Below are 25,022 nucleotides of genomic sequence, written 5' to 3'. Positions count from 1 at the left end.
CCTCAAATGATCCGCAGATCGCCTTTTAACACACATCTTCTTGCGCGGGTAAAGGTCTTTGCGCTTGTCAGCCCTTCGCCCGTCGGCGTCGCAATCGTAAGCGTCGCATAACCCTCTCCGCCGAATCCAAGTCCCGAATAGGAGGGCGCATTTTTTACAAAGATTGTCGTATTCATTGTTGATGCGGCCTTGGACATATTGCGGATATTGGTTGAATGGATGAGCGCCGAATGCTGGCATCCGCGCTCCGCACGGAACGCCTCGTCCACAGCCTCGTCAATATTCCTTACCCGTACCACGCCCAGCACCGGCATCAGCATCTCCACCGTGACAAACGGATGGTTTGCGCTCACCTCGGCAATCACGAGCCGCGGATTGCCGGTATAGGATACGCCGGACTCCTGCATGATGTAGGTTGCGTCCCTTCCTACAAATTTCCGGTTGATTACATAATGCCCGTCCTTCAAAACAAGCACTGTGTTCACAATCTTGTTAATGTCCTCGCCGCTTACGCGGTATGCGCCGTTTTTCTCCATTTCGCTCATCAGCTGGTCCGTGATGTTATCAAACGCGAACACCTCTTTTTCGGCGACGCACAGCACGTTATTGTCAAAGCTCGCGCCGTCTACGATATCCTTAGCCGCCTTGGGAATCACCGCCGTATCGTCCACGATGACCGGAGGATTCCCCGGGCCTGCGGCAACGACCTTTTTACCGGTCTTCATCGCCACTGCCACAACAGCCTCGCCGCCTGTGATCGAAAGCATTTTGATATCCCTGTGGTTCATGATCACCTGCCCGCTTTCGAGGGTAGGCTCCTTCACCGTCGTAATGAGCGTCGCAGGGCCGCCAGCCGATACGATCGCCTCGTTCAGAATCCGCATCGCTTCCTGCGATGCCCGTTTTGCCGCCGGATGCGGGTTATATACAACGGCGTTTCCCGCCGCTACCATGCTGATTGAATTATTGATGACCGTTGAGGTCGGATTGGTGGAGGGCGTGATGGAGCCGATTACCCCAAACGGCGCCTGTTCCACGATTGTAAGCCCGTCGTCTCCGCTGAACGCCTGCGTGTGCAGGTCTTCGATGCCCGGCGTTTTTTTCGCCGCAAGCTCGTTTTTCATAATTTTATGCTCTACGCTGCCGTACCCGGTTTCTTCATGCGCCATTTCCGCAAGCTTTACAGAATTTGCAAGCGCCGCCTCGCGCATTGCCGAAACAAGCCTTCCACGCTGCTCGAGCGTCATGGTCATAAGCTGCTTTTGCGCGCGTTTTGCGTTTTCCACAGCATCGTTCGCATCGTCGCACATCCAGCTTCCGCTGCAGGCGGCCCCGGCTGTTCCCGTGCCGATATTCCTTACTGTTTCTTCTACGATTTGTTTGATTTGCTGTTCACTGAGCCCCATTTTTCATCCCTCGGTTTCTTTGTTCAAACTGTTTATTTTTTTCGTTATAGCGTAGTTACAAAAGAATGAGACAAAATATTTGTTGAAATTCTTTTGCTGACGCAGCATGCAGCCTGCATTGCTGTCCCGATCCTTCATTCAAAGGCTGCAAACTTCTCAAACACCCTTTTACCGTCCACATCCACAGAATCGATGATCGCCACGATGGACTGGTCTACCGGCTTGCCGTCAGTAATCGCCGTCTGCCGCGACGAGCTGCCGCCCACGCACATCACGATTTCCCCTTCGCCTGCGCCTACGGCGTCAATTGCCACCATCAGGCTGCCCTTTTCCTCAAAGGTTTCAATATCGATCGGTTTTACGATCAGCAGCTTCAGCCCCGTAAGCTTATCTGATTTATTGGTGCTGACCACCGTTCCTTTTACTCTTGCAATCTGCATTGTTTAGCTCCTAATAATTTAAGTCTACGCCCAGTTCCTTTGCCTTGTCCTTTGCCGATGGCGTGATGATCGCATCAGCAGCGCACAGCACCTGCTTTTCCTTTGTTTTGTATGCCGCTACCACTTCGTTTTCCGTTACCAGCGTCAGGCGCTCGCCATCCTTTGCCACTGCGCATTGATAGCTCAGCACCTCCACGCCCATATCGCCAAGCGTTTCAATCACCGTAACGATCTTTTCAAAGAAGGTGTTTCGTTTGAAACGCGGCGGCTTGAAATCCAGAAGCACGCTGACCTTCCTGCCCCACAGCAGCGACCTCATAACAAGATGCTCGATAAACCCGTCGTCATTGCCCAGCGCGATATTGGATAGCAGCCCCACCTTCGGCGTCATCAGCACTATATTCGCACTGCCGGCAACCCTTTCAAGGATGCTGTCCTTCTCCTGTTCTTCCGCGTTCAGTACACGGCTCCCAATGGGTGTGAACGACGTTCCGAACGTGATAAACTGCGCGTCCTTTCCATAACGGGTATGGATGGTTTCAAGCGCTGTTTTCGGGGACGGGATAAAGGAGGAAACAATCACAACCGTCCCCGATACGTTCTCGTCAGCCGGTTCCAATTCCTTTAACCGGTATAATACCTCTTGTGTTATTCGATTGATCAGTGCGTTTAGCTCTTCTCTGCTCATTCTATAATTTCCAGAATGTCTCCATTTTTCAGCCCTGCGGCATTTGCTTCGTCCACATCGAGGTGAACCTCCATTTCATGCGCGTCGCCGCTGCGTACCAGTACGTTTTCAAAAACAACCGCACGCTGCCCCTGAGACCGCAGCGAAACGGTTTGCCCGTCGCGAAGGCCAAACGCAGCCGCCTGCTGTCCGGACAAATGCAGGTGCCTTGCGGACACCATTACGCCCTGCGCGAGCTCTACGCTCGCGCGCTCGCTTACGAGCGTGCCTCCCGGCGTTCCCGCGGTGTCTCCTGACATGCGGATCTCCGGCTTTATGCCAAGCTTGAAGGAATCCGTGATGGAGATTTCCACCTGTGTTTCCTTCCTTGCCGGCCCCAAAACACGTATTTTTTCAATTTTTCCCTTTGGGCCCACAAGCGTGAGCGTCTCTTTGCCCGCAAACTGGTTTGGCTGGGAAAGCGGCTTTACCGGCGTAAGCTGGTAGCCTTCCCCAAAAAGGGTATCGATATCTTTTTGGCAAAGATGCACATGCCTGTTTGACGCGGCAGCCGGGACATAGCGTTTTCCCGTTTTTTCCTTTACCGCTTCCAGTACCTCTGCACGTATCTTTTGCCCCAATTCCTGCTGGTTCAAGTGATTTCCCCCGCCCCTTTTCCTGAAAAAGGCAATACGAAACAAGCCTGCACGTCAATTCTATCTTCCGGCGCTCCTCTTTTCATATCTGTTTGCTTTTCAGGATCGTTATCTTTGCATAAGAGTTTGAATGTTTACTTCCTTGATTTTTTCTGTCAAACCCTTTGTTGTCTACTACCAAAATAAGTCATTGGAGGTTGAAAGTCAACCGATTTTGCACAAAAATTCAAATTATGAAATTTATTTCAAAACGACATTTTATTTCTCTTTTCCCCATGAAATTTATTTCACAGCTTGCGAAAATTCTAACAAACTTATTTCATTTTTGTAAAAAAAGGATATCCTGCAAAAGCGGTGAAAACTTCTCCACACCCTGCCAGAATATCCTCGTTTTTTGCCGTATTCGTTTCTTTCAAACCCGACGCCCCCAAACTCCAGTGGTTTCAGATTCCGCGGTATAATGCCGATGCGCCGATCATCGGTGCCCTGCTTCCAAGCTCTGCCGGCAGTATCCTGAATTGTTTTTTCCGCGTCCAGGCCACATATCCCTGCCGGTATACCTCGCGCTCGAGCGGCGCTACCACAAGCTCTTCGTGAACGCACAATCCCCCGCTGATAACGACTGCCTGCGGCGCAACGAGATTCACAAGTGCGGCGATACCAAATGCCAGCTTATCCACGCAGTCCGCTATCACTTCCTTTGCCGGTTCGTTTCCCCCGTAGGCAAGCTCAAACACATCTTCTGTACGCTTCACACCGGAAAACGCATCCGGATAACGCTCCTTTGCTTCAAGCAGGATTCCCGTTCCGGAGCTGTAGCGCTCCAGACACCCCTGCCGTCCGCACGGGCAGTCCCTTCCGCCCGGCACAAAAACAGTATGTCCAAGCTCTCCCGCCGTTCCAAGTCCTCCGCCAAAAATCTTGCGGTCATAGATGAGACCGCAGCCAATACCCGTTCCAAGCGTAATGCAGGCAATGCTGTCATAATTTTTTCCCGCTCCGAACAGCGATTCCCCCAGGGCAGCCAGCCATGAATCCTGTGACAAAAGCACCTCGCGCCCCAGCGCCTGCCTGAAATATTCTCCCGCGGGTACGTCCACCCAGCTGATATTGGGGCAGTATTCCACAATCCCTGTTTTTGTGTTAGTCGTGCCCGGAACTCCCGCGCCGATAAAGCCGATTTCCCCGAGCCTGATTCCAGCGTCCTCAAGCATCTTTTTTAGCGCCCGGGCGATTTCACCAATCATTTCTTTGGGTGGTTTTGCCGGTTCCATCGCTATCTTTTTTTCCGCGTGGACGGTTCCCTGCTCGTCTACCACACCCATCAGTACCTTTGTCCCGCCGATGTCGATTCCAATATTTTTCTTCATTCCGGTTCCGCCTGTCATGGATAGAGTTTGATTTGGTTGATTTCCGTCCACGGAATGTCCGGCGTGGTTCCATGGTTTCGCACAAGCTCCACGCGTACAAACCTTGCTTCCACGGGCTCTGCGAGCTCCACCGCCTGCCAGCCTTCCGCCTCTTCCGTTTCCACCTGTGCAATCAGCTTCCAGTTTACAGATTCGATATCATCCCCTTCGCGGCGCAGCTTTTTATCCGCGTCGTCGTTTGAAACATAGATATTGATATCCTTTGCCAGCTCCTTTAGAATGCTGATTGTAACCCCAACATTGCGGAACAGCTTGATCGTTGATATTTTCTGCGTTTCCCCCCAGAAATCAATCACCAGGTTCGCGGGGCCCATGGTATTTGTGGCCCACGTACCTCCATTCCTTTCGTTGTCGTCGCTGATGGCGTTGCACACCCAAAAGGTCGGATCCTTTTCCGTATGGCTCGCCCACACCACCTTCGTATAATAAGAGCCGTCGCGTCTAACGCCTACCGGCAGCATTTCCTTCATTTGTCTGTCCTCCTTATTATGATTCGATTTCCATTTCTACATACCATGTAAGGGACGTATTTGCATATAGCACGCTTTGCTGTCCCCGTATCCGCGCAACATCCGGCCTGTCAAAGGGCGCGCTGCACGGCTCCAGAAATATGTTGTAAATGTCACGGAACCCTCCCCTGTTCTGCAAAATTCCCAGATAAGGAATCCGGTCTGCCGGGAATCTCATCGTGAGCTTTGTCCCGTCAGGATACTTAATTGCACACCAGCCATCCTTTAGTTTGTTTTTAAAATAAAACTTCTCCGACTCGTTTTCCGGTTCGCCCATGACGCTCATATCCCTTTGTTTGCCATCCTTTGTAGTGAAAACAGGATAAGAAAACGCATCTCCGTACGCGCCGATTTCCCCTTTGCTCGAAAACACGGCGATTCCAGTCCTGCAGTCACCAGGAACAAAAAGCCTCAGCCCCGGCTCGCTGACAAGCATTGTGTGGCCCGCCCACAAAAAATCCATATCAAACGCGCTCAGGTTCGTCGCCTTGTAATCGATCCGCAGGCAGTTTTCGCGAACCAGGCTTACGCGTTTTTCAAACAGGTACGGCAAGCGTACGCCGTTCATTTTGAACGTAGCGCTTTCTCCTTCTATTTTTGTATCGCAGGCAAGGTTCCACACCTCGCCGTGATCCGCGAGCTTCGTTCCCTGCCACGGAAAATTTTCGCAGTAGCAAACGTCGATGGTTGGAAACATATCGTCCATCCCGCAGCATTCGCCGTCTACATAGCTGCCGTCGAAAGGCACCCGGCGGTAGCTTCCCTCCGGGCGCTGAACCATAAACTGGCGCCGTCCGTCCGAAAGGTAAGCGAGGTTTGCCCCTGTGTCCGGCAAAAAACGCACTTCCAGCATTCCATTTTTTAAAACAACCGCACGCTGGTCTTTATAGCTTCCTTCATAACAGGGCATAGCGTTTCATCCTTTCCGGTCACGTTCCTCAGTAAATGCAGATATCCCCGGGCGTAACCATATCAAGCCTGCAATCCGGCGCATATTCCGGGAAGGTATCGAGCGCTTCAATCGGATTTCCAAGGTGCTTGGGAAACGTCCAGAAATGGTGGGGAATACATACGCGCGCATGAAGGTCGGCTGCAAACTGAGCCGCCTCTTTCGCGTCAAGGTTCCCAAACGCACCGTTGATTGGCAAAAGCGCTACCTCCGGGCGCAGGGCAACCGCACCCTGTAGCCGTGCAAGGCTGTAGGAAGTGTCGCCCGAATAATATACCTTCGTAAAACCAAAATCCAGCAAAAGACCGAGCGCCTCCGGCGATAGCTCGCCATGATCGCAGTCCAGCGTTTTCAGTTTAAATTCACCCAGGTCGTAGCTCTTGTTTTTTTCAATGCAATGGATACCGTCCGTTTTGATCCCCGCTTTTTCCGCTTCTTCAATACATACGCGGTTTGCATAGCATTGCGTTTTTCCGTTTCCAAGAAAAAACGGCAGCGCTTCCATATCGAGGTGGTCTCCATGCTCATGGGAAATCAGCAGGTAATCCGGCTCAATTTCATCCGGTTCAAAAAGCGGCACGGACAACCTCTTAAACGCAAGCCCTTCCTCTTCACGGAACAGCTTATACACATAATCCGTAAGGTACGGATCGATCACTATCGTTTTTCCGCCTGCCGTTTTGAGGAGGAACCCCGCCTGTCCGATCCATACGACGCACACGCTGCCCGGTTCTACCTTCAAATTTTTTATTTTCTCTGAAAATCTCATTGTCACACCCGCCTTATCGTTACCCCCTGCAAAAGGCTTCCCTTTATGCAGGGAAAAAGCAGGACGGTTACGCCCTGCCTGGAGGAATTTCCCTTGTCGTTCGGTTAAAATTTCAGCAGAACTTTAATCCTGTCGCCATCATTTTTAATGACGCGTTCAACCGCTTCCTGCGCATCGTCAAAATCATAAACCGCCGAAATAAGAGGCCTGAATGAAACCTGCTTGTTTCTCAACAGCTGTATGATGCCCTGCATACTTCCGCCGGTTCCCGCAACACCCAACAGGTTTACGTCGTTTACGACAAATTTATCGATGTTGAAATCATTCAAATTCTGCTCGAAAAATCCCAGGATGATCACGTTTCCGCCGCTTTTGACAAAATTGGCTGTGTCTTTGAACATCTGGATATTTCCGGAGGATTCAAACACCGCGCACACACGTCCTGTCGGCGTGATTTTCTTAAGCTCTTCGGCGATGTCCTGCGTTGCGGAATTCAAAAGGTAATCCGCACCCATCTGCCTGCCGATCTCAAGCTTGGAATCCCGTCTGCCAACCAGGATTACCGTGCATCCGATTGCTTTTAAAAGCCCTACGCCCGTAAGCCCAATCGGCCCTGTTCCAATCATCATAACGATATCGCCAAAGCCTACGCCGCTTTTGATGATTCCCGCCATTGCGATGGATGCGGGCTCTATGAGCGCCGCCTCCTCAAGATCTATGGAATCGTCAAGCTTATAGGTGCTTCGTTCAGGCATTTTCATGTATTCCGCAAAGCATCCGTCGTAGGTGTTAATCGTTCCAACGCTCTTTCCATTCGGGCAATGCGCAAAATCGCCGCTCCAGCAGGTAGGGCAGTCAAAACATGGAACCCCGTTCTCTGCGATCACATGGTCGCCGGGCTTAAGCGTTTTTACCTCGCTGCCCACCTCCACGATTTCTCCTGACCATTCATGCCCTATCCTGATAGGATATTTTGCCATACCCTCTCTCACAAATGTTGTATCTCCTGTGATCAGGGCTATGTCCGTGGCGCATATTCCCGCATAAGCGACCTTTGCCAAGATGTCTTTTGGTCCCAGTTTCGGCTTGTCAACTTCCACAAATTCCGTTACACCAGGTTCTTTTGCTATAAATGCCTTCATTCAAGTTACCTCTCAATCTGTTGTATGCAAATGTCTTTCTTAAAAATCTCTTGCGAAGCCGCAAGTCCAACCACCGTCAACCGTGAGAATATTTCCCGTCATATATGTCATTTCATCTGAAGAAAGGAAAATCGTGGAACCTGCGATCTCGTGCGGTTCGCCCGGCCTTCCAAGAGGAATATGCGACATCATGCGGTCCGCCTTTTCCTTATCGGCATAGAAGAGCGCCCTTGTCCCTTCAAACATAACGGAACCCGGGCATATCCCATTCACAAGGATCCCATCGGGCGCAAGCTCGATTGCCATTGCCTTCGTCAGGTTTACAACGCCCGCCTTTGCCGCAGCAAATGCGCACTGGTAGCGGAGCGGCACCAATCCAACAATAGATGCAACATTGATAATCCTTCCGTATTTACGTTCCGCCATATGCCGGATAATTGGCCCGGAGCAATAATACACGCCTGAAAGATCGATATTAATGATCCGGTTCCAGTCCTTTTCGGCAAACTCCTGAATCGGCACGCGTCCCTCCGGTCCGACGTTCACGCCTGCGTTATTTACCAGGATATCTATTTTGCCAAATGTGCCAAGCACGTCCGCGCACATTTTTTCCATGCTCTCCTTACCAGAAACATCTCCCTGGAAAAATTTTGCGTCGCCGCCCATATCCCTGAGCGTTTGTACAAATTCTTCGCCGCGTTCGGCATTTACATCCACAACCGCCACCTGGGCGCCGGACTTTATATAATATTCGCACATTGCGCCGCCGATCGCTCCGGAACCACCCGTTACGACCGCAGTCTTTCCTGTTAAATCAATATTCATACATACTCCTTCCAGGCATCGCGAAAGACGCCTGCGTTTATTAAGCCATGATTCCTGTTCACACCTGTACGGCGGACGGACACAGCCCTTTTGCAGATAAGGCCCTTTTACACAAGCAGTACGTGCAACAGGGCCTGTTCAGTTTTTCCATTGAAATCGAATGATTTGTTTGAATGATAATTGTAATGCTGCAAATGCTTTTAAGGAAGTACTAGAGGATAATGTCGTCTTTCATCTGTTCCAGAATTTCGGAAAACAGCGACAGGTTGCTTCTGAGTACGATTTGCGGATCGAGCAGCACGATGTCTTCTTCAAACCGTCTGCCTTCTACCATATATTCGTACAAATAGCGCACAGCCAGCCTCCCCTGTAAAAACGGGTTCTGGAAGATGGTGGCATTGATAACGCCTTCGTCCATCAGGTTTACGATATCCGGAAAGACGTCGGAAGCCACGATTGTCATGTCGTGTCCGTGTCCCAGCTCCTTAAGACGGTTACAGAACGTTACCGAGTTCGCCGAGCTGAAATAAATCGCTCCCAAGTCCGGATGGGCTTTCAGGATTACTTCCACCAAATCGTACGCATTCTGCAACACGTCGTGATGCTCGTATACCCCGGCAAACCCCAGGCCGTACTTATCGATGTCCGATACGAAGCCCTCCACCGTTTTCCTGTGGACGAGCGAGCTTACCTGCCCTGTCACGAGGGCTACCGGACGCGTTTTATCCGGCATCATATACCCAATCAGCTCCGCCGCCATCTTACCGGCGACTTTACCGTTGTTCTGCACCGACAATATCCTGCCTGAGCCTGTAAGATCCGACGTTACGGTCGCGTAAATTTGCTTTGGATTTACCGAAAGCTCCTTCACAACCCGTGTCACCGCCGCCTCGTCAGAGTTCGGCAGGATCACGACTCCATCGTAATCGCTCTGCCCTATTTCGTAAAGGCGTTCGAGAAAGGCATCTGTTTCTTCGCCTACCATTTCAATAATTTCGCCATAAACTCCGTAGTCGAACAGGTCTTCAAAGGCTTTCCTCGCGCCCCGCGCCACCTCGGCTACAAAGCCGTGTACCGTTACAGGCAGCAATACCGCTATTTTTTTCGGATTCCTCTTCAGGGACGACGCTGTTTTGCTGGGCCGATATCCCATCTTCTCAGCAGTTTCAACCACGAGCTTTCTTGTCTTGTCGCTCACATTTGCTTTTCCACCAAGCGCCCTGTTTACCGTTGCCGTGGATATACCCAATTCCTTGGCCACATCGTAAATCGTAACCTTTGTCTGCAACATCATGAATCGTCCCCGCCCTTCGCATTTGCTTCTTACGTCTTTCACCACCCGCTTTCATTTCTTCCAAAATGTAGGTATGGTGATATTATTCATCATACCATAAATCCATGCCCTTTCAATATACTCAACAGGATTTTTCGATCTCTTATTGCTGTTTCTCAAATGATTGTGCAAGCAATCTTTGCAGGAAACTGCCATGCAGCAAACATTTTTTATACGCACATCGTGCGCTATGATTTGTTAATATGCTGTTAACAAATCATAGCGATTGATTTTTCAACGTTAAGCTTTGATTTTCCTGTTTTGTTTATACATATCGAATAATACCGCGCCTGCCAGAACCGCGCCGTTTACCGCCTTTTGCATGGTAGACGGAATGCCGATCATTACGAGCGCATTTTCCAGGACGTACAACAGCACCACGCCGATGAGCGCGCCGATCGCGGAGCCCTTGCCGCCGGCAAGGCTGACGCCGCCAACCGCACATGCCGCAATCGCACGGAATTCCCAGCCATCGCCACTTTGCGGTAGCCCGTTGTTCGCGTCGATCGTAAGCAAAACGCCTGCAACCGCTGCGAGCACGCTACAAATAACATGCGCCGTCATGCGTACCTTTACCGTCTTGATACCTGCCAGCGCCGCAACCTCCTGGCTGTCGCCCGTTGCCAGCAGGTGCCGGCCCCAAAGCGTCTTTTTCAACACAAAGGCCGCTACTATAAAGAGTCCTATCATAATCCAGAATGGCCATGAGACGCCAAGCACCACCTGGTCTCCCCACGCGCCAAGGTCATAAGGCAGGTCTGTCAGCGGATACCCCGCCGTAAGCAGGAAACGAAGCCCCCCGGCAATGTAGAGCGTACCGATCGTCGCAACGAAGTCCGGCATGCCGACCTTTACGATCAAAAGTCCGTTCAGAAGCCCGAAGCCCGCGCCTACCGCAAGAGCGATAATCAGAGCCGGAGCCCAGTGCATCCCAAGGCGCATCATGCAGAAGGGGAAAATCATTCCCGCAAAGCCCGCGACACGTCCAACCGAGATATCCACCTTTCCGGTGATCAGCACGAACATAATACCCAGCGCGCAAATCCCCTGGAACGGTGCGTTTTTCAGTATTGTGGTGAAATTGCTCACCGTCATAAAATCCGGATTGATAATTCCTGTTATAATAATCAGGGCCACCAGCGGAATTACAACGCCGAACTCGTCCGTGTGAACGATTCTTGACCACAGTGATTCTTTCTTGATTGTTAATTGTTTTTCCATATCATTCACTCCTATCCCCAGTAGCGCTTATTCCGCAACACTTTTTGCTTCCATTTTGTCGCGTACGATTTCAACAAGCACCGCTGCGATCAGAATGATACCGATAATAACCATCTGGACATTCGACTCAACGGCAAGAGCCTGAAGCGCATTGTTGAGCACATTGATAAATAAAATACCGATCAGAAGGCCGACCATCGATCCTTTGCCGCCTGCAAAGCTGATTCCGCCGATCGCGCATGCCGTAATCGTCCTGAATTCCATTCCGATGCCGGTCTCAGCCGAAGCCGCGCTCATTGTGATCGCCGAGAAAATACCGGATACCGCTGCAAGTACGCCTGAAAGGATATACACGCCCCATTTTACTTTTGTGACGTTGATGCCCGCCATCAGGGCCGCGTTTTTATTACCGCCCACGGCGAGTATTTTTGTTCCTGTTTTCGTGCAACGCATCAATATGAACAAGCCAATATAGATTGCGATAAAGATGAAGAACATAATGGAAAGCCCAAGCGGTTTTGCAATCGCAACGTCGATCCAGAAATCCGGCAGCGGACCGATAGGCGTTCCCTGCGAGATCGTCAGTCCGACGCCCTGCGTAATAAACATGGTTGCGAGCGTTGCGATAAAGTTCACCATGCCAAGCTTTGCAACCAAAAGTCCATTGATGAACCCGACGAACGCGCCGGCTGCAAGGCCGATCAGAACGCATAAGAACGGATTCAAGCCCCACCAGACTGCCGCAGCACCAAACATAATGCCATTGAAGCCCGCGGCGCAACCGACGGAAAGGTCGATTTCACCGCTCATCATGACGACGCTTTGCCCAAGGGCCGCCGTACCGATGAAGATACAGGTGGTGAGTATTGCCTGAACATTTCCCAGCGATGCAAAGCTTGGTTTAGAAATACCGGTTACAATACAAATAATGATAATCGGTATCGCAATGCTAAACGCCGGGCTTAAAAATATTTTTGACGCTTTTCCCGATTTGCGGGTATTTAATCCTTTTTCCATAGTATGACTCCTTACCTGAGCTAAAATTCCTTAAACGTCGATACAGCCATTTCCATAATCCTGGAGTCTGTGGCTTCACCCTTCTTAAGCTCTCCGACAACCCTTCCTTCCGCCATAACAATGAAGTGGTCGCTCATAGCCATCAGCTCGGGCAGCTCCGACGAAATCATCAACACCGCGTTGCCCTCTTCGGCAAGCTGGTTGATGAGCTGGTAGATTTCATTTTTAGAACCAACGTCGATTCCTTTTGTAGGCTCGTCCAGAATGATCAGCTTTGGCTCTGCGTTGAGGCAGCGGGCAATTACGACCTTCTGCTGGTTACCGCCGGAAAGCGTACCGACCTTTGTTTTCAGCGACGGTGCTTTGATGTGCATTTCGTCAAAGTAGCGCCGCGAACGCTTATCTTCCTTTTGCCCGGATATAAATATCCCTGCGGTAGAAATTGCGTCCAGGTTGGAAACTGCGATATTCTTTTTGATATCCCACACAAAATTGAGGCCGTATTTTTTGCGGTCCTCGCTTGCAAGGGCAATTCCCTGATTTACTGCGTCCGTTGTATTGCGTATTTTGACGGGCTTGCCGTTCATCGTAATCGTACCGGCGCTCGGCTGGAACATGCCGTAAATTGCGGAAACAACTTCTGTGCGCCCGGCGCCGACAAGTCCTGCAAGGCCGACAACCTGGCCCGCACGGACTTTAAAGGATATGTCTTCAATGAGGTTCCTGCCCAAAATATGCGGATGTGGCACTGTAAGGCCGTTTACCTCCAGCACGACATCCCCTATCTTTGCGTTTCTTGCCGGATACATGTTGTCCATTTTACGTCCGATCATATCCGCGATAATTTTTTCGGTCTGGTATTCCGCCTTTTCAAAGCTGCTGATATTCTTGCCGTCGCGCAGGATTGTGACGCGGTCTGTAAGCTCCAGAATTTCCGCAAGCTTGTGCGTTACGAAAATAACGCTCGTTCCCTTTTCTTTCAGGTGCCTTACCACTTCAAACAGGCTTTCCACGTCCGCTGCGGAAAGAGAGGTGGTCGGCTCGTCCAGAATCAGTATTTTGGGCTGGCTGGAAAGCGCTCTTGCGATCATCAGCATCTGCTGCTGGCCGATAGAAAGTTTTCTTACATCTGCCCGGGGATCAAGGTTAATTTTATTGCTGCTGAGTAATTCGCTTGCCCTGTTGAAGAGTTCCTTGAAATTAACCGTTTTCGCGTTCTTGTTCCCAAGCCCAAGATCACTCATATAGATATTTTCAGCAACGCTGAAATTATTGAGCACATTGATTTCCTGCGGTACAAAACCGATTCCCAAGTCAATCGCGTCCTGCGGGCTTTTCGGCTCCACCACTTCGCCGTTTATCTTAAGCGTGCCCGTGTAGCTACCGCTTGGGTAAATGCCGTTTAATATTTTTAAAATGGTTGATTTTCCCGCACCGTTCTCACCGATCAGTCCAAGAATTTCACCTTTTTTTGTATTTAAACACACATTATCGTTTGCGATTACGCCCGGAAATTTTTTGGTTATATTAATCGCTTCGAGTATGTATTCTCCCATGATCATTCTCACTTCCTTATAGTTACTCATAAAGCCACAAAAACTTGCTCGACAATGCAGGGTTACTATGTATAATGATTTCTGATTTTGCTTCCTGCCGCACCCTCCCTGCGGCGGGAAGCGGTATCCCCTGGTATATCTTTTATTTTTGGGGGGACATGCCGTCCCCCCTCTTTTTTGATCCTGCAGCGATTTTACTGAATGCAGTTTATGCAATACTTACGATAAATCGCTTGCATCTGCAATTTATATCAAAAGTTTGTAACTGGTCTTTTGACAAATTGCCATAAGCGTTTATTTTCCTCTTTTTCCCGTTCGCGGCCGTATTACTGTTCAAACCATGTTTTTACTTCGTCGATATAGCTCTGATAGGTTGCCGGATCGGATGCACCACTACCGCCAACATACACGATTGGAGCTTCAAGGTCTGTCCATACAGGTACTTCTTCACCGCGGAACAGCTTGTCGAGGTTTTCCATCGTCTGGAAAGCTTCTTCATAGAGCGGCTGATATACGATTCCGTCGATTTTGCCGTCGTTGAGGTAGCCAAGGTTCTCTTCTGTGATGTCCATTGCAACCAACACCAGGTCGTCGTCGGATTTTCCAGCTTTCTGGGCCGCTGTGGACCAGGAAGCAGCACCGCCGCCCGTTGTGGAGAACGCGCCTACGAGGTCGGGATTCTTCTGGATGATCGCCGCGTTTACATTTGCAGCCTGCGTTGCGTCAGAGCCCTCGAGCTCAGCGTCGAGAACCGTGATCCCATCCAGGTTCAGTTCCTTCATGCGTGCTGTGAATGCTTCTGCAGCAGCATTTTCCGTCGCGTTCTTTGTGTTCTGTGTTACAGCAATTTTTCCCGTCTTTCCTTCCAGTCTTTCCGCCATGAAATCCGCCACATCAGCGCCGTATTTCGCGGGATCGCAAGCCATGTTAAAATCAAGGCCATCTGGTAATGTTCCGTCATCCTGCACAAACTTGAAGTGAGCTATGCCAACCTTAACGCCAGCAGCCTTCATCTTTTTGAGCGTAGGGAAACAGGTGTCGTCACCACGCCACAGCATCAGGCCCTTGCCGCCCTGGGCAGCGAAGGTATCGCAGGCCGTATATACTTCGTTCGCATCCGCGCCCTCCGTACCGATAACCTGTGCGTCAGTGTAGCCCAGCTCTTTTGCAGCTTTCAAAAATCCAAGCTGTACCATTCTGTGAACAGGATGGTTCTTGGAATCCATCGCAATCGCTACCGGATATTCAGCCGGATTGATGTCGTTGCCGCCGCTCGATGCCTGGGATGCTTCAGCCGATGCTGATGCTTCCGCTGACGGAGATTCAGAAGCTGCCTGTGAAGGCGATTCTGATGCCGCCGGCTGGGCGGAGCACGCTGCGAATACGGATACACACAGCATAATTGCGATTACTACGCAGAGCATTTTGGTCATTTTCTTCATTTACAAATTCCCTCCTAAGTTGTTATATATAACATGACAATGCAACTGAATTTTTTTTGCACCGCCTGTTTGACGCTCATCATTGCTGATTGAGGCCCCGGTTATCCCATGCGATCTTACCGGCGCGCCTCTTCACTTTGATGTCTTTTCCCCATATCTTTTTTTGAGGGGAAACGGTTGGCCGTTTCCCCTCAATCATTCTACAGATAGTGTTGTGGTTCCCTGCCATTTATTGCTCGAACCATGTCTTTACTTCGTCGATGTAGCTCTTGTAAGTAGCCGGATCGGATGCTCCGCTGCCACCAACATATACGAGAGGTGCGTCGAGGTCTGTCCATGCCGGCACTTCGCCGCCGCGGAACAGTGTGTCAAGATATTCCATTGTTTTGAAAGCTTCCTCATAAAGCGGCTGATATACGAGAGCCGCAACCTGTCCGTCTTCCAGATACTTCAGGTTTTCTTCCGTGATATCCATCGCAACGATTACGATTTCGCCATTCTCTTTTCCAGCCTTCTGAGCTGCCGTAGACCAGGAAGCGCTGCCGCCGCCCGTTGTAGAGAACGCGCCTACGAGGTCAGGATTCTTCTGGATGATCGCCGCGTTTACATTTGCAGCCTGTGTCGCTTCTCCACCTTCCAGCTCCGGTTCAAGAACCGTAATGCCGTCCAGGTTCAGTTCCGCCATGCGTGCCGCAAACGATTCGGCAGCTGCATTTTCCGTGTTGTTTTTCGTGTTCTGTGTGACGGCTACTTTACCGGTCTTGCCTTCCAGTTTTTCCGCCATAAAGTCTGCTACCAGCTTGCCGTATGCAACCGGATCGCACGCCATGTTGAAATCGAGTCCTTCCGGCATTTCGCCATCTTCCTCGATCAGTTTAAAGTGCGGGATACCAACCCTTACGCCCGCTGCTTTCATTTTCTTAAGCGTCGGGAAGCAGGTGTCGTCGCCTGACCACAGCAGCAGGCCTTTTCCGCCCTGTGCCGCGAAGGTGTCGCATGCCGTATATTGTTCGTTTACATCCGCGCTCTCTGTTCCGATAACCTGCGCGTCTGTGTAGCCGAGCTCTTTTGCAGCTTTCAGGAAGCCGAGCTGTACCATTCTGTGAACAGGATGGTTTTTCAGCATCATTGCAACAGCAACCGGATATTCAGCCGGATTGATGTCATCTCCGCCGCTTGACGCCTGCGAAGCCTCAGCCGATTCCGCGGGCGCGGACGCCTCAGCCGATGCAGACTCGGAAGCAGCCTGTGAAGGCGATTCGGATGCTGCGGGCTCAGCCGCGCAGGCAACGAATACAGATGCGCACAGTAAAATTGCCATTACCATGCAGAGCAGTTTGGTCTTTTTTTTCATTTCAATTCCCTCCTAGTATTTTTTGGTGCATTAAACATGACAATGCGATTTTCTCTTTTTTCGCATTACCTGTTTAAACCTTAATTTTTATTGGAGTTTGCCAGACCTGATGAATACACTGCTGCAAATATCCATAATATGTTGCCGCCTTCTAAGCTTCCCGTACTTTTTATGGATATCATAAATTTTGTTTTGTAAAAGCGAGACTGTTATTCTTCGTCGATTGTCTTGAAGGATTTCCCCCAAGCTTCTTTCCTTGCAAAATATACTTCGTTATATTCCTGCCGCGACCAGAAGGTCATCAGCACAAATTTCTCATCGTTCATTGTGTTGTCTATATAATGGAACGTTCCCGGCGGGATGATAATAAAATCGCCCGGCACTACATGATAGCAGGTTTCGTCGAGCCACACATCTCCCGTCCCGCTTACAATATAATAAATTTCCGTCTGCTCATGCACGCCGCCGGCAGTTCTCTGCCTGGCTTCCAGCGTTCCTTCGTTGACGTTGATTACTTCGCAACCGGCAACCTCGTCGCCAATCAAAAGCTTTGACGAATAGGTTTCATCACATATAAAAGGCTTTACATTTTTGGAATTAATGAGTCTCCCCTGTGCCATAATAAAATTATCTCCTTGTGGAAATCTTCTTTATATCTTTGTCCGCATTGCCTGCAGCTTTTCACGGGCAGTCGATATCCTGTTGATTGAAATCATCAATACTTGTTTGAAATCATGTAAAAATTGAATTTGCATTTGTAATAATGTAACCGGTTACAGTAATTATAGTATCACTATTCTTTTGGCCTGTCAATAGATTTCAGAAAAAAAGTAACCGGTTACAAAAAATCATGTATTCACCCGGTATTCCGCATGGTTGTGCGGAATATCGGTTCAAGGGCTAATACAGGATCGCCGCCTGTCCCCCGAGTTTTTTGAAATCAGGCTTCACTGTTTTCTCGGTTGGGATAAGCTGTTTTATTTCCAGGCCATTTGTAAGCTCTGCAAGCTTTTTTGCAATCTCGTCTCCAAGCTTATCCTGCGCCACGCTGTCCCCAAGGCTCTCGGCTACGTCGGCCAGTACGAGATCCGCGTTAAGGGAAATATACCGGTCTTCCGCGGCAACCGCAAGCAGCTCATCGTCATTGAATCCCATCTTTTCTTTCAACTTGTTGTTGTAGTCCTCCAGGTAGTCATAGTTTACCTGCGTAAACTCTTCCTTTGCCCGCGAAAGGGCATCGTCGCGTGAAAGCGCGTCATCACGGGATAGCGCAACCTGGGCAAGCGCTGCGTTTTCTATCAGCTCATCAAGGTAATCCTGTTCGGACAGCTTTTCTGCTTTGACCTGCTGGCCCTGCTCTTTGAGCAGTTCGTTCGCAATCTCAGATCCGATCTCCTGTTGCGCGCTGTAATACTTCAAGAGGCGGTAAGTGATTGATATATCTCCAACCTGCGCAACCACCGCGTCGTCCGCCACGCCGTCCCAGGACGCCCCGCATCCCGCAAATAACGCGCACGCAAAAATCATTGTTACCAGAATCAATGCAAATCGTTTCATATGTCCCCTCATTTCCTATTGCAGCTTATCAAATGGTTTCACTCACATTTACCAAAACCGCTATGCAGCGCAGGTTATTATACCTGCACTCTTTGCAACGTTTCATCCGTTCGCTGTAAAAAGCTTTTCCTATACGAGCTTATCGATCTCCTCACGCAGAGGCATGGATGGCGCGGTTCCAAATTTCTGGACAGACAGCGACGCAACCATGTTTCCAAATTCCGCCGCGGCAAATAAATCCATGCCCTCCGAAATCCCCGTCACGAAACCGCCGTTAAAGGCATCGCCTGCGCCCGTCGTATCTACCGCCTCCACAAGCCGTGCCGGAACCATACGCGTTCCTTCCACCGTGCTTACAAATACGCCCTGCTTTCCCATTGTAATAATAACAGAGGGAATTCCCCAGGAATGGAATACATCCGCAGCAGCTTTCGCTCCCGCTTCATCCGGTACTGCTACGCCCGTGAGCGCCTCCGCCTCTACCTCGTTTGGCGTTATAATATCTACCTTCTGAAGCGTTTCCAGCGATATTTCCCGTGCGGGAGCCGGATTTAAGACTACCATCACGCCTGCGCTTTCTGCAATCCCAATCACCTGTGCAAGCGCCTCCATATTGACCTCGAATTGTGCGAGCAGGATATCCGCATCCTGCAAAACCACGCGTATCTTATCGATATCAGACTGTGTAAAATTGGTGCAGGCTCCCGGAATGACCAATATCTGGTTCTGTCCTGTCTGCTGGTCCACGCAGATGAGAGCAACCCCGGTTCCCTTTTCCTCATCCACCAAAACATATTCCGTATTGATGTTTTCCTTCCTGTAAAAATCCGTAGCGAGCTGGCCAAATACGTCGCGGCCTATTTTTGTTACAATCGTAATATCCGCACCTGCGCGATGCGCCGCAACCGCCTGGTTACTTCCCTTTCCGCCCGGTCCAATTTTAAACTCGTCGCCAAACACGGTTTCCGCCGCTTTTGGCAAATGCTCCGCAATACCGGTCAGGTCAGCAACATAGCTTCCAAACATAACAATTTTTTTCTTTTTCATATCATAGCCCCTTGCTTCATGTTTTTTGGTTGTCGTACATTTTTGTACATACAAAAATGTCCAAATATTCCTCATCATTCCATTTCAGGCAATACGAAACAAAAGTAATCGCCCAAAACGCATACCAGTTTGCAACATTCACTTTTTTACATGATTTCAATCAGATTCATTCAGCAGGTGCTGAGTCGTTATTTGATGGTCTCTATTTTATTTGCATCTGCCATTTACAATAATTCAAATAGCCTTTAAAGTCAATCTGTTTTGAAAGATATTGTCAATCAGGAAATTTATTTCAATATCAGGAATAAAATTCGCACCTTTTTTCATTTTTTGAAATTTATTTACAGACGTTGCTGTAATCGACTTTTTCCGCCCTTCATGCTACAATACAAATAGAAAAATGATACGATCGGGAGGAATATTATGCCAATCACAAATGAGACGCTACGCTTTCTGGCAGAAAACAGATTCCACAACAGCAGGCAATGGTATTTGGAACACAAACCGGAATATCAGCGTTATGTGCTTGAACCGTTAAAGGAGCTTTCTATTCGTATGGCTCCTAAAATGCTGGAAATCGATCCTCAGTTTGTGACGGAGCCAAAGGTGGATCGAACCATTTCCCGTATTTACAGGGATACGCGGTTTTCGCATGATAAATCGTTGTATCGCGAGGTGATGTGGGTATGTTTTGTACGAAGCAAGAAAGAGCACGGAGACCTGCCTGGTTTTGTATTTGAATTTTCACCGCAGGGTTTTCGTTACGGCTGCGGATATTACGACGCTCCTACAAAAACGATGGAAGTCATGCGCCAACTGATTTTGCAGGACGATCCCTCTTTCCGCAGAGCCAAAAGGGCCGCATCCAGACAGGACGTCTTTCAGATGGAAGGCGATTTCTACAAACGCAGCAAGGCCCCCGAGGCATCAAAGGCGCTTCGCAACTGGCTGGACCGCCGCAACATCGATTTTATGTGCAATAGTACGGACGCGGACGTTTTATTCTCCGACGGCCTTGCCGATAAGCTTACTTCTGATTTTGCTCTTTTGAAGCCAATTTACGAATTTTTGTGTAAAGCAAGCCTGATGTCCCGCGATTCTTTTTGATTGATTAAAATTCGCCGGGTTTTGTTTAAAGTCCTGATTTGTTGGTATGATAGAAATAAGAATACCAATAAAGGAGATGTTTCATATGGCAGAACTGACACCATTTGGTTCGCGTCGTCACGGACTCTCGAGAATGAATACTTTTGACGACCTGGATTTTTGGGACAAAAGCTTTCTGCGAAACTTTTTTAACGGCTCGGAAGGCTTCAGCAACTTTCGCGTGGATGTAAGGGACAAAGGCGATCATTATCAAATCGACGCAGACCTTCCCGGTCTGCACCGTGAAATGATTGACGTCACAATCAACGACGGAATGCTCACAATCAGCGCTGATATGGATGAAGAATCCAAAACGGAAAAGGATGATTATGTCATCAACGAACGCAGGACGGGGCGCGTATCGCGTTCTTTCTCCGTCCCCGATGTGAAGGATGATGAAATCACCGCGGAATATAAGGATGGCGTTTTAAAAATCAATCTTCCCAAAAGTACAGAGGAAGAAAAAAAGTCCCACAAAATCGACGTCCGGTAAACCGGAAACAAAACAAAAGCCGCGGCAGTGCCGCGGCTTTTTTATGCTTTGACTTACTTAATTCAATCCACGTATTTCATTGAAAGGAAAAATAACCGCCATTGCGTGCCCGACGATTTGTTCATGCTTAATCGGCCCCACCATACGGCTGTCCATAGAATTGGCGCGGTTATCTCCCATGACAAACACCTCATCCTCCGGCACGACCACCGCCTCCATGTCCGCATATGGCGCAGGGCTCACATAATCCTCGCTGAGCGCTTCCCCATTGATGTAAACAACGCTGTCTTTGATCTCCACCGTATCGCCCGGAAGTCCGATTGCGCGCTTAACATAATTGTTGTTTGTTCCATCCGAATAATGGACGATGATAATGTCCCCGCGCTGGGGCATCCCCGCATAACGCGACACCTTTTCCACCGCGAGGCGTTCGTCCGTGTGCAGCGTCGGCTGCATAGACGGCCCATCCACCATTATAATTTCAAATAAAAACGCCCTGACCAGAAATGCGACGGCCACTGCCACACCGATTGCGATCACCCAGCCCCAAACCGCTTTCTTCTTTTCCGTCCGCGCTTTTGTCCTTTGAGTCCTGCTCTTCATTCTCCCCATTCACTTATGCCTGCTTATCTTTTATTTCGTGATACTATATGATTATATCACACAATTTTGTCATGAATGTAAACAAATGATGAAAAACGCCGCAAATTGCGGCGTTTTGATCATCCGATGCTGATTGATTCCGTTTATTCCACCGTAACGCTTTTTGCAAGGTTCCTAGGCTTATCCACATCGCAGCCCTTTTGCACAGACATATAATACGCAAAAATCTGCATTGGAATAATGGATGTGATCGTCGCTTCAAAATCTACAGTATCCGGTATGATCACCAATTTATCCGCAATATCCTTCACAAGATCCTGATAACGCTCCTGCGTGATCACCATAACCACCGCGCCGCGGGATTTCACCTCTTTGACGTTGCTGACGCATTTCTCAAGCAGGTCTCCCTGTGTGAGCGCCGCGACAACCAACGTTCCCTGTTCGATGAGCGCAATGGTTCCATGCTTCAACTCTCCCGCCGCATATGCTTCGGAATGGATATAGCTGATCTCCTTGAGTTTGAGCGAGCCTTCCATGGCAAGCGCGTAATCAAGCCCCCTGCCGATATAAAAAACGCTGTGCTCCGTAAAATGTTCATAAGCAAACTTCTGTAAGAGCTCTTTGTTTGCAATCACCTGCGCGGCCTTATCCGGCACGGCCTGCAGCTCCTTTACATATTTCAGGTAATCCTCTTTTGAAATCCGGCCTTTTGCATACGCAAGCTTCAAAGAGAACATATACATGGACATCAGCTGGGTTGTGTACGCCTTGGTGGACGCAACCGCAATCTCCAGCCCTGCGCGCGTATAGAGTACGCTGTCCGCCTCGCGCGCAATGGTGGAACCCACCACGTTTGCAATCGCAAGAACATACGCACCGCGTTTTTTCGCCTCGCGCATTGCGGCAATCGTATCCGCCGTCTCGCCGGACTGGCTCACGATAATCACAAAACTGTTTTCGTCCATAATCGGCTCTTTGTAACGGAACTCCGACGCGATCTCCACCTCGACCGGCACGCGCGCAAAGCGCTCCATCACATATTTCCCAACGCAGGACGCATGGTAAGCCGTTCCGCAGGCAATGATCGTGATTTTATCGATATCCCTGAGCGTTTCATCCGTCAGGTTTATTTCATCAAAACAAATTTCCCCGTCTTTCACACGCGGATTGATTGTCTCAGCAAGCACGCGCGGCTGTTCTTCAATCTCCTTGAGCATGAAATGCGGATAGCCTGCTTTTTCCGCCTGGGATACGTCCCACTCCACCGTAAACAACTCGCGTTCAATGGGATTGAGTACTTCGTCGTAAAGCTGCACACCGTCCTTTTTCACGACGGCAATCTCTCCATTATTCAGGAAATACACATCGCGTGTGTATTCAAGAAGCGCCGGGATATCCGATGCGATCAGGTTTTCGTTTTCTCCCACGCCCACGACAAGCGGGCTGTCTTTGCGAACCGCGACAATTTCCTGCGGAAAGCGTTCGCTTACAACGCCCAGCGCATAGCTTCCCTTCAGCTTGGAAATCGCCTGCGCCACAGCTTCCTTCAAATCATCCTTTAAATAGTAATCGATCAGGTGGACGATTACCTCAGTATCCGTATCCGAAACAAACTGCACCCCTTTTTTGGAAAGCCACTCGCGCAGGTGCATATAGTTTTCAATGATCCCATTGTGCACGATTGCGAGGTCTCCCGCGCTGTTTGTATGCGGATGCGCATTGATCCTGCTCGGCTCGCCATGCGTCGCCCAGCGCGTATGCCCAATACCGAGCGTATGCTCGGACACCTTTCCGTTTACCAGCTTTTCAAGCTCCGCAAGTTTTCCTTTTTCTTTATATACCGTCAGTTTCCCCTGATCCAGATATGCAATTCCCGCGCTGTCATAACCACGGTATTCCAGCTTCTGCAACCCGCCAATTAAAACGGGGATTACATTTCTGTCACCAATATAACCAACAATTCCGCACATGAATTTTCTCCTGTCCTGTTTTTGTAAAAAATAAAATCATTTTCTATTATATCTGATTTCATACAAAAAGAAAATAGAAAAAGAAACGCATTTCTGCGTCTCCCTTTATTTCTGTTATTATTTCAGCCTTTGCTCGATCAGCCTTGCCACGGCAACCGCCTGCTTTGTAATCGCATCCTTATCCTTGCCTTCGATCATCACCCGCACAAGCGGCTCCGTACCCGACGTCCTTATGAGCACGCGTCCCTCGCCATTGAATTCCTTTTCAAGCTTTGCGATTGCGGACAGGATTTCTTCGTCCTTGTCGTAATCATGCTTCTTTTCTTCGTTTACCAGCGCGTTTACCAGTACCTGGGGATAAATGCTTACCGGGCGCGCAAGGCGCGCAAGCGGCTTATCCTCCCGCTTCATGACCGACATCAGCTGCACACCCGACAGGATTCCGTCGCCTGTCGTATTGTGGTCAAGAAATATGATATGCCCCGACTGCTCGCCGCCGAAATTATAGCCGTTTGCAAGCATCTCCTCCAGCACATAGCGGTCTCCCACGCCTGTGCGCTTCAGATGGATCCCGTTTTCTTTGAGCGTAGACTCTACGCCCATATTGCTCATCACCGTTGCGACGAGCGTATCCTTTTTCAGCATCCCGCGCTTCTTAAGGTCCATCGCACAAATCGCCATAACCTTATCCCCGTCCACGATGCCGCCATGCTCATCCACCGCTATGAGGCGGTCGGCGTCCCCGTCAAACGCAAGCCCCACATCCGCGCCAAGCTCGGAAACCAGGCGTGAAAGCTGCTCCGGATGCGTTGAACCGCAATTTTCATTGATATTATTGCCATCCGGCATATTGTAATAGGGAATCACCTCAGCGCCAAGCAGCTTGAAAATCCATGGAGCGACTTCGCTGGACGCGCCATTTGCGCAGTCGAGCACAACCTTGAGCCCGTCAAGGCTCACATCCGTACTCTCTACCACGAAATCAATGTAATCCTGCGCGGCTTTTTTGAGTCGCACCCTTCGCCCGATCTTTTTGCCGGTTGGCTGGGGCACCTCTTCCGAGTGGTTCATGATAATGTTCTCGATACGGTCTTCAATTTCATCGGCCAGTTTATAGCCGTTCGAATTGAAAAATTTGATTCCATTATATTCCACCGTGTTGTGGGAGGCGGAAATCACAACTCCCGCGTCATAGCCGGAATGCCGCGTCAAATAAGCAATCGCCGAGGTTGGCAGCGTACACGCGACCACCGCTTCCGCGCCTGCCGAACAAATTCCTGCCACCAATGCGGATTCAAGCATATCTCCCGAACCGCGGGTATCCTTGCCAATCAGTATTTTTGCGCTGTGTATTTCATTCGTAAGGCAATACGCGCCCGCCCGCCCCAAATCATAAGCGAGCTTAGAGGTCAATTTTTCATTGGCGATTCCTCGAACGCCGTCCGTCCCAAATAGCCTTGCCATTCAATTCTCCTTATCCAAAACAATAC

The 25,022-nt window shown here is 49.7% G+C and carries 24 protein-coding genes; 2 read left to right on the top strand and 22 right to left on the bottom strand.

Features of this window, described 5'->3' with window-relative positions; all coding sequences use genetic code 11:
• Positions 1-2: 2 nt before the first annotated feature.
• The 19 genes from CHK_RS14540 to rbsK all read right to left on the bottom strand — a co-directional run bounded on the left by CHK_RS14540 (position 3) and on the right by rbsK (position 19,320).
• Positions 3-1,406 carry an aldehyde dehydrogenase family protein gene (locus tag CHK_RS14540; RefSeq protein ID WP_046444791.1) on the bottom strand — a complete coding sequence of 468 codons (1,404 nt, stop codon included), beginning with the start codon at positions 1,404-1,406 and terminating at the stop codon, positions 3-5.
• Between the two features lie 134 nt (positions 1,407-1,540).
• A complete protein-coding gene (locus tag CHK_RS14535) occupies positions 1,541-1,846 on the bottom strand; it encodes a EutN/CcmL family microcompartment protein (protein WP_046444790.1) in 306 nt (101 codons plus the stop codon).
• A gap of 10 nt (positions 1,847-1,856) precedes the next feature.
• Entirely contained in the window at positions 1,857-2,534 is a 678-nt protein-coding gene (locus CHK_RS14530; protein WP_046444789.1) for a hypothetical protein, read from the bottom strand.
• Positions 2,531-3,127 (bottom strand): phosphate propanoyltransferase, encoded by a 597-nt coding sequence (pduL, locus tag CHK_RS14525; RefSeq protein ID WP_046444917.1) that lies wholly within the window; start codon positions 3,125-3,127, stop codon positions 2,531-2,533. The genes CHK_RS14530 and pduL overlap by 4 nt, the downstream gene beginning before the upstream one ends.
• A 485-nt stretch (positions 3,128-3,612) precedes the next feature.
• Positions 3,613-4,539 carry an ROK family protein gene (locus CHK_RS14520; protein WP_052740630.1) on the bottom strand — a complete coding sequence of 309 codons (927 nt, stop codon included), beginning with the start codon at positions 4,537-4,539 and terminating at the stop codon, positions 3,613-3,615.
• Between the two features lie 14 nt (positions 4,540-4,553).
• The gene (locus CHK_RS14515; RefSeq protein WP_046444788.1) at positions 4,554-5,069 is read right to left on the bottom strand and encodes a discoidin domain-containing protein; all 516 of its coding nucleotides are present in this window, start codon (positions 5,067-5,069) and stop codon (positions 4,554-4,556) included.
• A 16-nt stretch (positions 5,070-5,085) separates the two neighbouring features.
• A complete protein-coding gene (locus tag CHK_RS14510) occupies positions 5,086-6,018 on the bottom strand; it encodes a hypothetical protein (RefSeq protein WP_046444787.1) in 933 nt (310 codons plus the stop codon).
• 28 nt (positions 6,019-6,046) lie between these two features.
• The gene (locus CHK_RS14505) at positions 6,047-6,826 is read right to left on the bottom strand and encodes an MBL fold metallo-hydrolase (protein ID WP_046444786.1); all 780 of its coding nucleotides are present in this window, start codon (positions 6,824-6,826) and stop codon (positions 6,047-6,049) included.
• Positions 6,827-6,930: 104 nt separating this feature from the next.
• Positions 6,931-7,968, bottom strand: a complete 1,038-nt coding sequence (locus tag CHK_RS14500) for a zinc-dependent alcohol dehydrogenase (protein ID WP_052740629.1) — start codon at positions 7,966-7,968, stop codon at positions 6,931-6,933.
• A 39-nt stretch (positions 7,969-8,007) separates the two neighbouring features.
• On the bottom strand, positions 8,008-8,793 hold the full coding sequence (locus CHK_RS14495; RefSeq protein ID WP_046444785.1) for an SDR family NAD(P)-dependent oxidoreductase: 786 nt from the start codon (positions 8,791-8,793) through the stop codon (positions 8,008-8,010).
• 211 nt (positions 8,794-9,004) lie between these two features.
• On the bottom strand, positions 9,005-10,087 hold the full coding sequence (locus tag CHK_RS14490; RefSeq protein WP_046444784.1) for a LacI family DNA-binding transcriptional regulator: 1,083 nt from the start codon (positions 10,085-10,087) through the stop codon (positions 9,005-9,007).
• Between the two features lie 279 nt (positions 10,088-10,366).
• Positions 10,367-11,347: an ABC transporter permease gene (locus tag CHK_RS14485; RefSeq protein ID WP_046444783.1), complete on the bottom strand. Its 981-nt coding sequence runs from the start codon at positions 11,345-11,347 to the stop codon at positions 10,367-10,369.
• Positions 11,348-11,374: 27 nt separating this feature from the next.
• The gene (locus CHK_RS14480) at positions 11,375-12,364 is read right to left on the bottom strand and encodes an ABC transporter permease (protein ID WP_046444782.1); all 990 of its coding nucleotides are present in this window, start codon (positions 12,362-12,364) and stop codon (positions 11,375-11,377) included.
• 20 nt (positions 12,365-12,384) lie between these two features.
• Complete coding sequence (locus CHK_RS14475) at positions 12,385-13,950, bottom strand: sugar ABC transporter ATP-binding protein (protein ID WP_082103598.1); 1,566 nt, start codon at positions 13,948-13,950, stop codon at positions 12,385-12,387.
• 296 nt (positions 13,951-14,246) lie between these two features.
• A complete protein-coding gene (locus tag CHK_RS14470; protein WP_046444781.1) occupies positions 14,247-15,362 on the bottom strand; it encodes a sugar ABC transporter substrate-binding protein in 1,116 nt (371 codons plus the stop codon).
• Between the two features lie 229 nt (positions 15,363-15,591).
• Positions 15,592-16,716, bottom strand: a complete 1,125-nt coding sequence (locus CHK_RS14465) for a sugar ABC transporter substrate-binding protein (RefSeq protein ID WP_046444780.1) — start codon at positions 16,714-16,716, stop codon at positions 15,592-15,594.
• Between the two features lie 209 nt (positions 16,717-16,925).
• A complete protein-coding gene (locus tag CHK_RS14460; RefSeq protein ID WP_046444779.1) occupies positions 16,926-17,336 on the bottom strand; it encodes a cupin domain-containing protein in 411 nt (136 codons plus the stop codon).
• 280 nt (positions 17,337-17,616) lie between these two features.
• The gene (locus CHK_RS14455) at positions 17,617-18,273 is read right to left on the bottom strand and encodes a hypothetical protein (RefSeq protein ID WP_046444778.1); all 657 of its coding nucleotides are present in this window, start codon (positions 18,271-18,273) and stop codon (positions 17,617-17,619) included.
• A gap of 129 nt (positions 18,274-18,402) precedes the next feature.
• A complete protein-coding gene (rbsK, locus tag CHK_RS14450; RefSeq protein WP_046444913.1) occupies positions 18,403-19,320 on the bottom strand; it encodes a ribokinase in 918 nt (305 codons plus the stop codon).
• A 423-nt stretch (positions 19,321-19,743) separates the two neighbouring features.
• On the opposite strand from rbsK, the gene CHK_RS14445 reads away from it, so the two are divergent.
• Together CHK_RS14445 and CHK_RS14440 are read left to right on the top strand one after the other, a co-directional pair.
• Positions 19,744-20,427, top strand: coding sequence for a DUF2461 domain-containing protein (locus CHK_RS14445; RefSeq protein ID WP_046444777.1), 684 nt, complete (start codon positions 19,744-19,746; stop codon positions 20,425-20,427).
• A gap of 85 nt (positions 20,428-20,512) precedes the next feature.
• On the top strand, positions 20,513-20,959 hold the full coding sequence (locus CHK_RS14440; protein WP_046444776.1) for an Hsp20/alpha crystallin family protein: 447 nt from the start codon (positions 20,513-20,515) through the stop codon (positions 20,957-20,959).
• 57 nt (positions 20,960-21,016) lie between these two features.
• Here the strand turns inward: CHK_RS14440 and lepB are convergent, their stop codons facing one another.
• The 3 genes from lepB to glmM all read right to left on the bottom strand — a co-directional run bounded on the left by lepB (position 21,017) and on the right by glmM (position 24,996).
• Positions 21,017-21,571 carry a signal peptidase I gene (gene lepB / locus CHK_RS14435; RefSeq protein WP_197408891.1) on the bottom strand — a complete coding sequence of 185 codons (555 nt, stop codon included), beginning with the start codon at positions 21,569-21,571 and terminating at the stop codon, positions 21,017-21,019.
• Between the two features lie 134 nt (positions 21,572-21,705).
• Entirely contained in the window at positions 21,706-23,532 is a 1,827-nt protein-coding gene (gene glmS, locus CHK_RS14430) for a glutamine--fructose-6-phosphate transaminase (isomerizing) (RefSeq protein WP_046444775.1), read from the bottom strand.
• Positions 23,533-23,649: 117 nt separating this feature from the next.
• Entirely contained in the window at positions 23,650-24,996 is a 1,347-nt protein-coding gene (gene glmM, locus CHK_RS14425) for a phosphoglucosamine mutase (RefSeq protein WP_046444774.1), read from the bottom strand.
• Positions 24,997-25,022 lie beyond the last annotated feature (26 nt).

It is taken from the genome of Christensenella hongkongensis, from assembly GCF_000981035.1.
Lineage (GTDB): Bacteria > Bacillota > Clostridia > Christensenellales > Christensenellaceae > Christensenella > Christensenella hongkongensis.
This window is presented reverse-complemented; position numbering and strand designations above follow the sequence as displayed.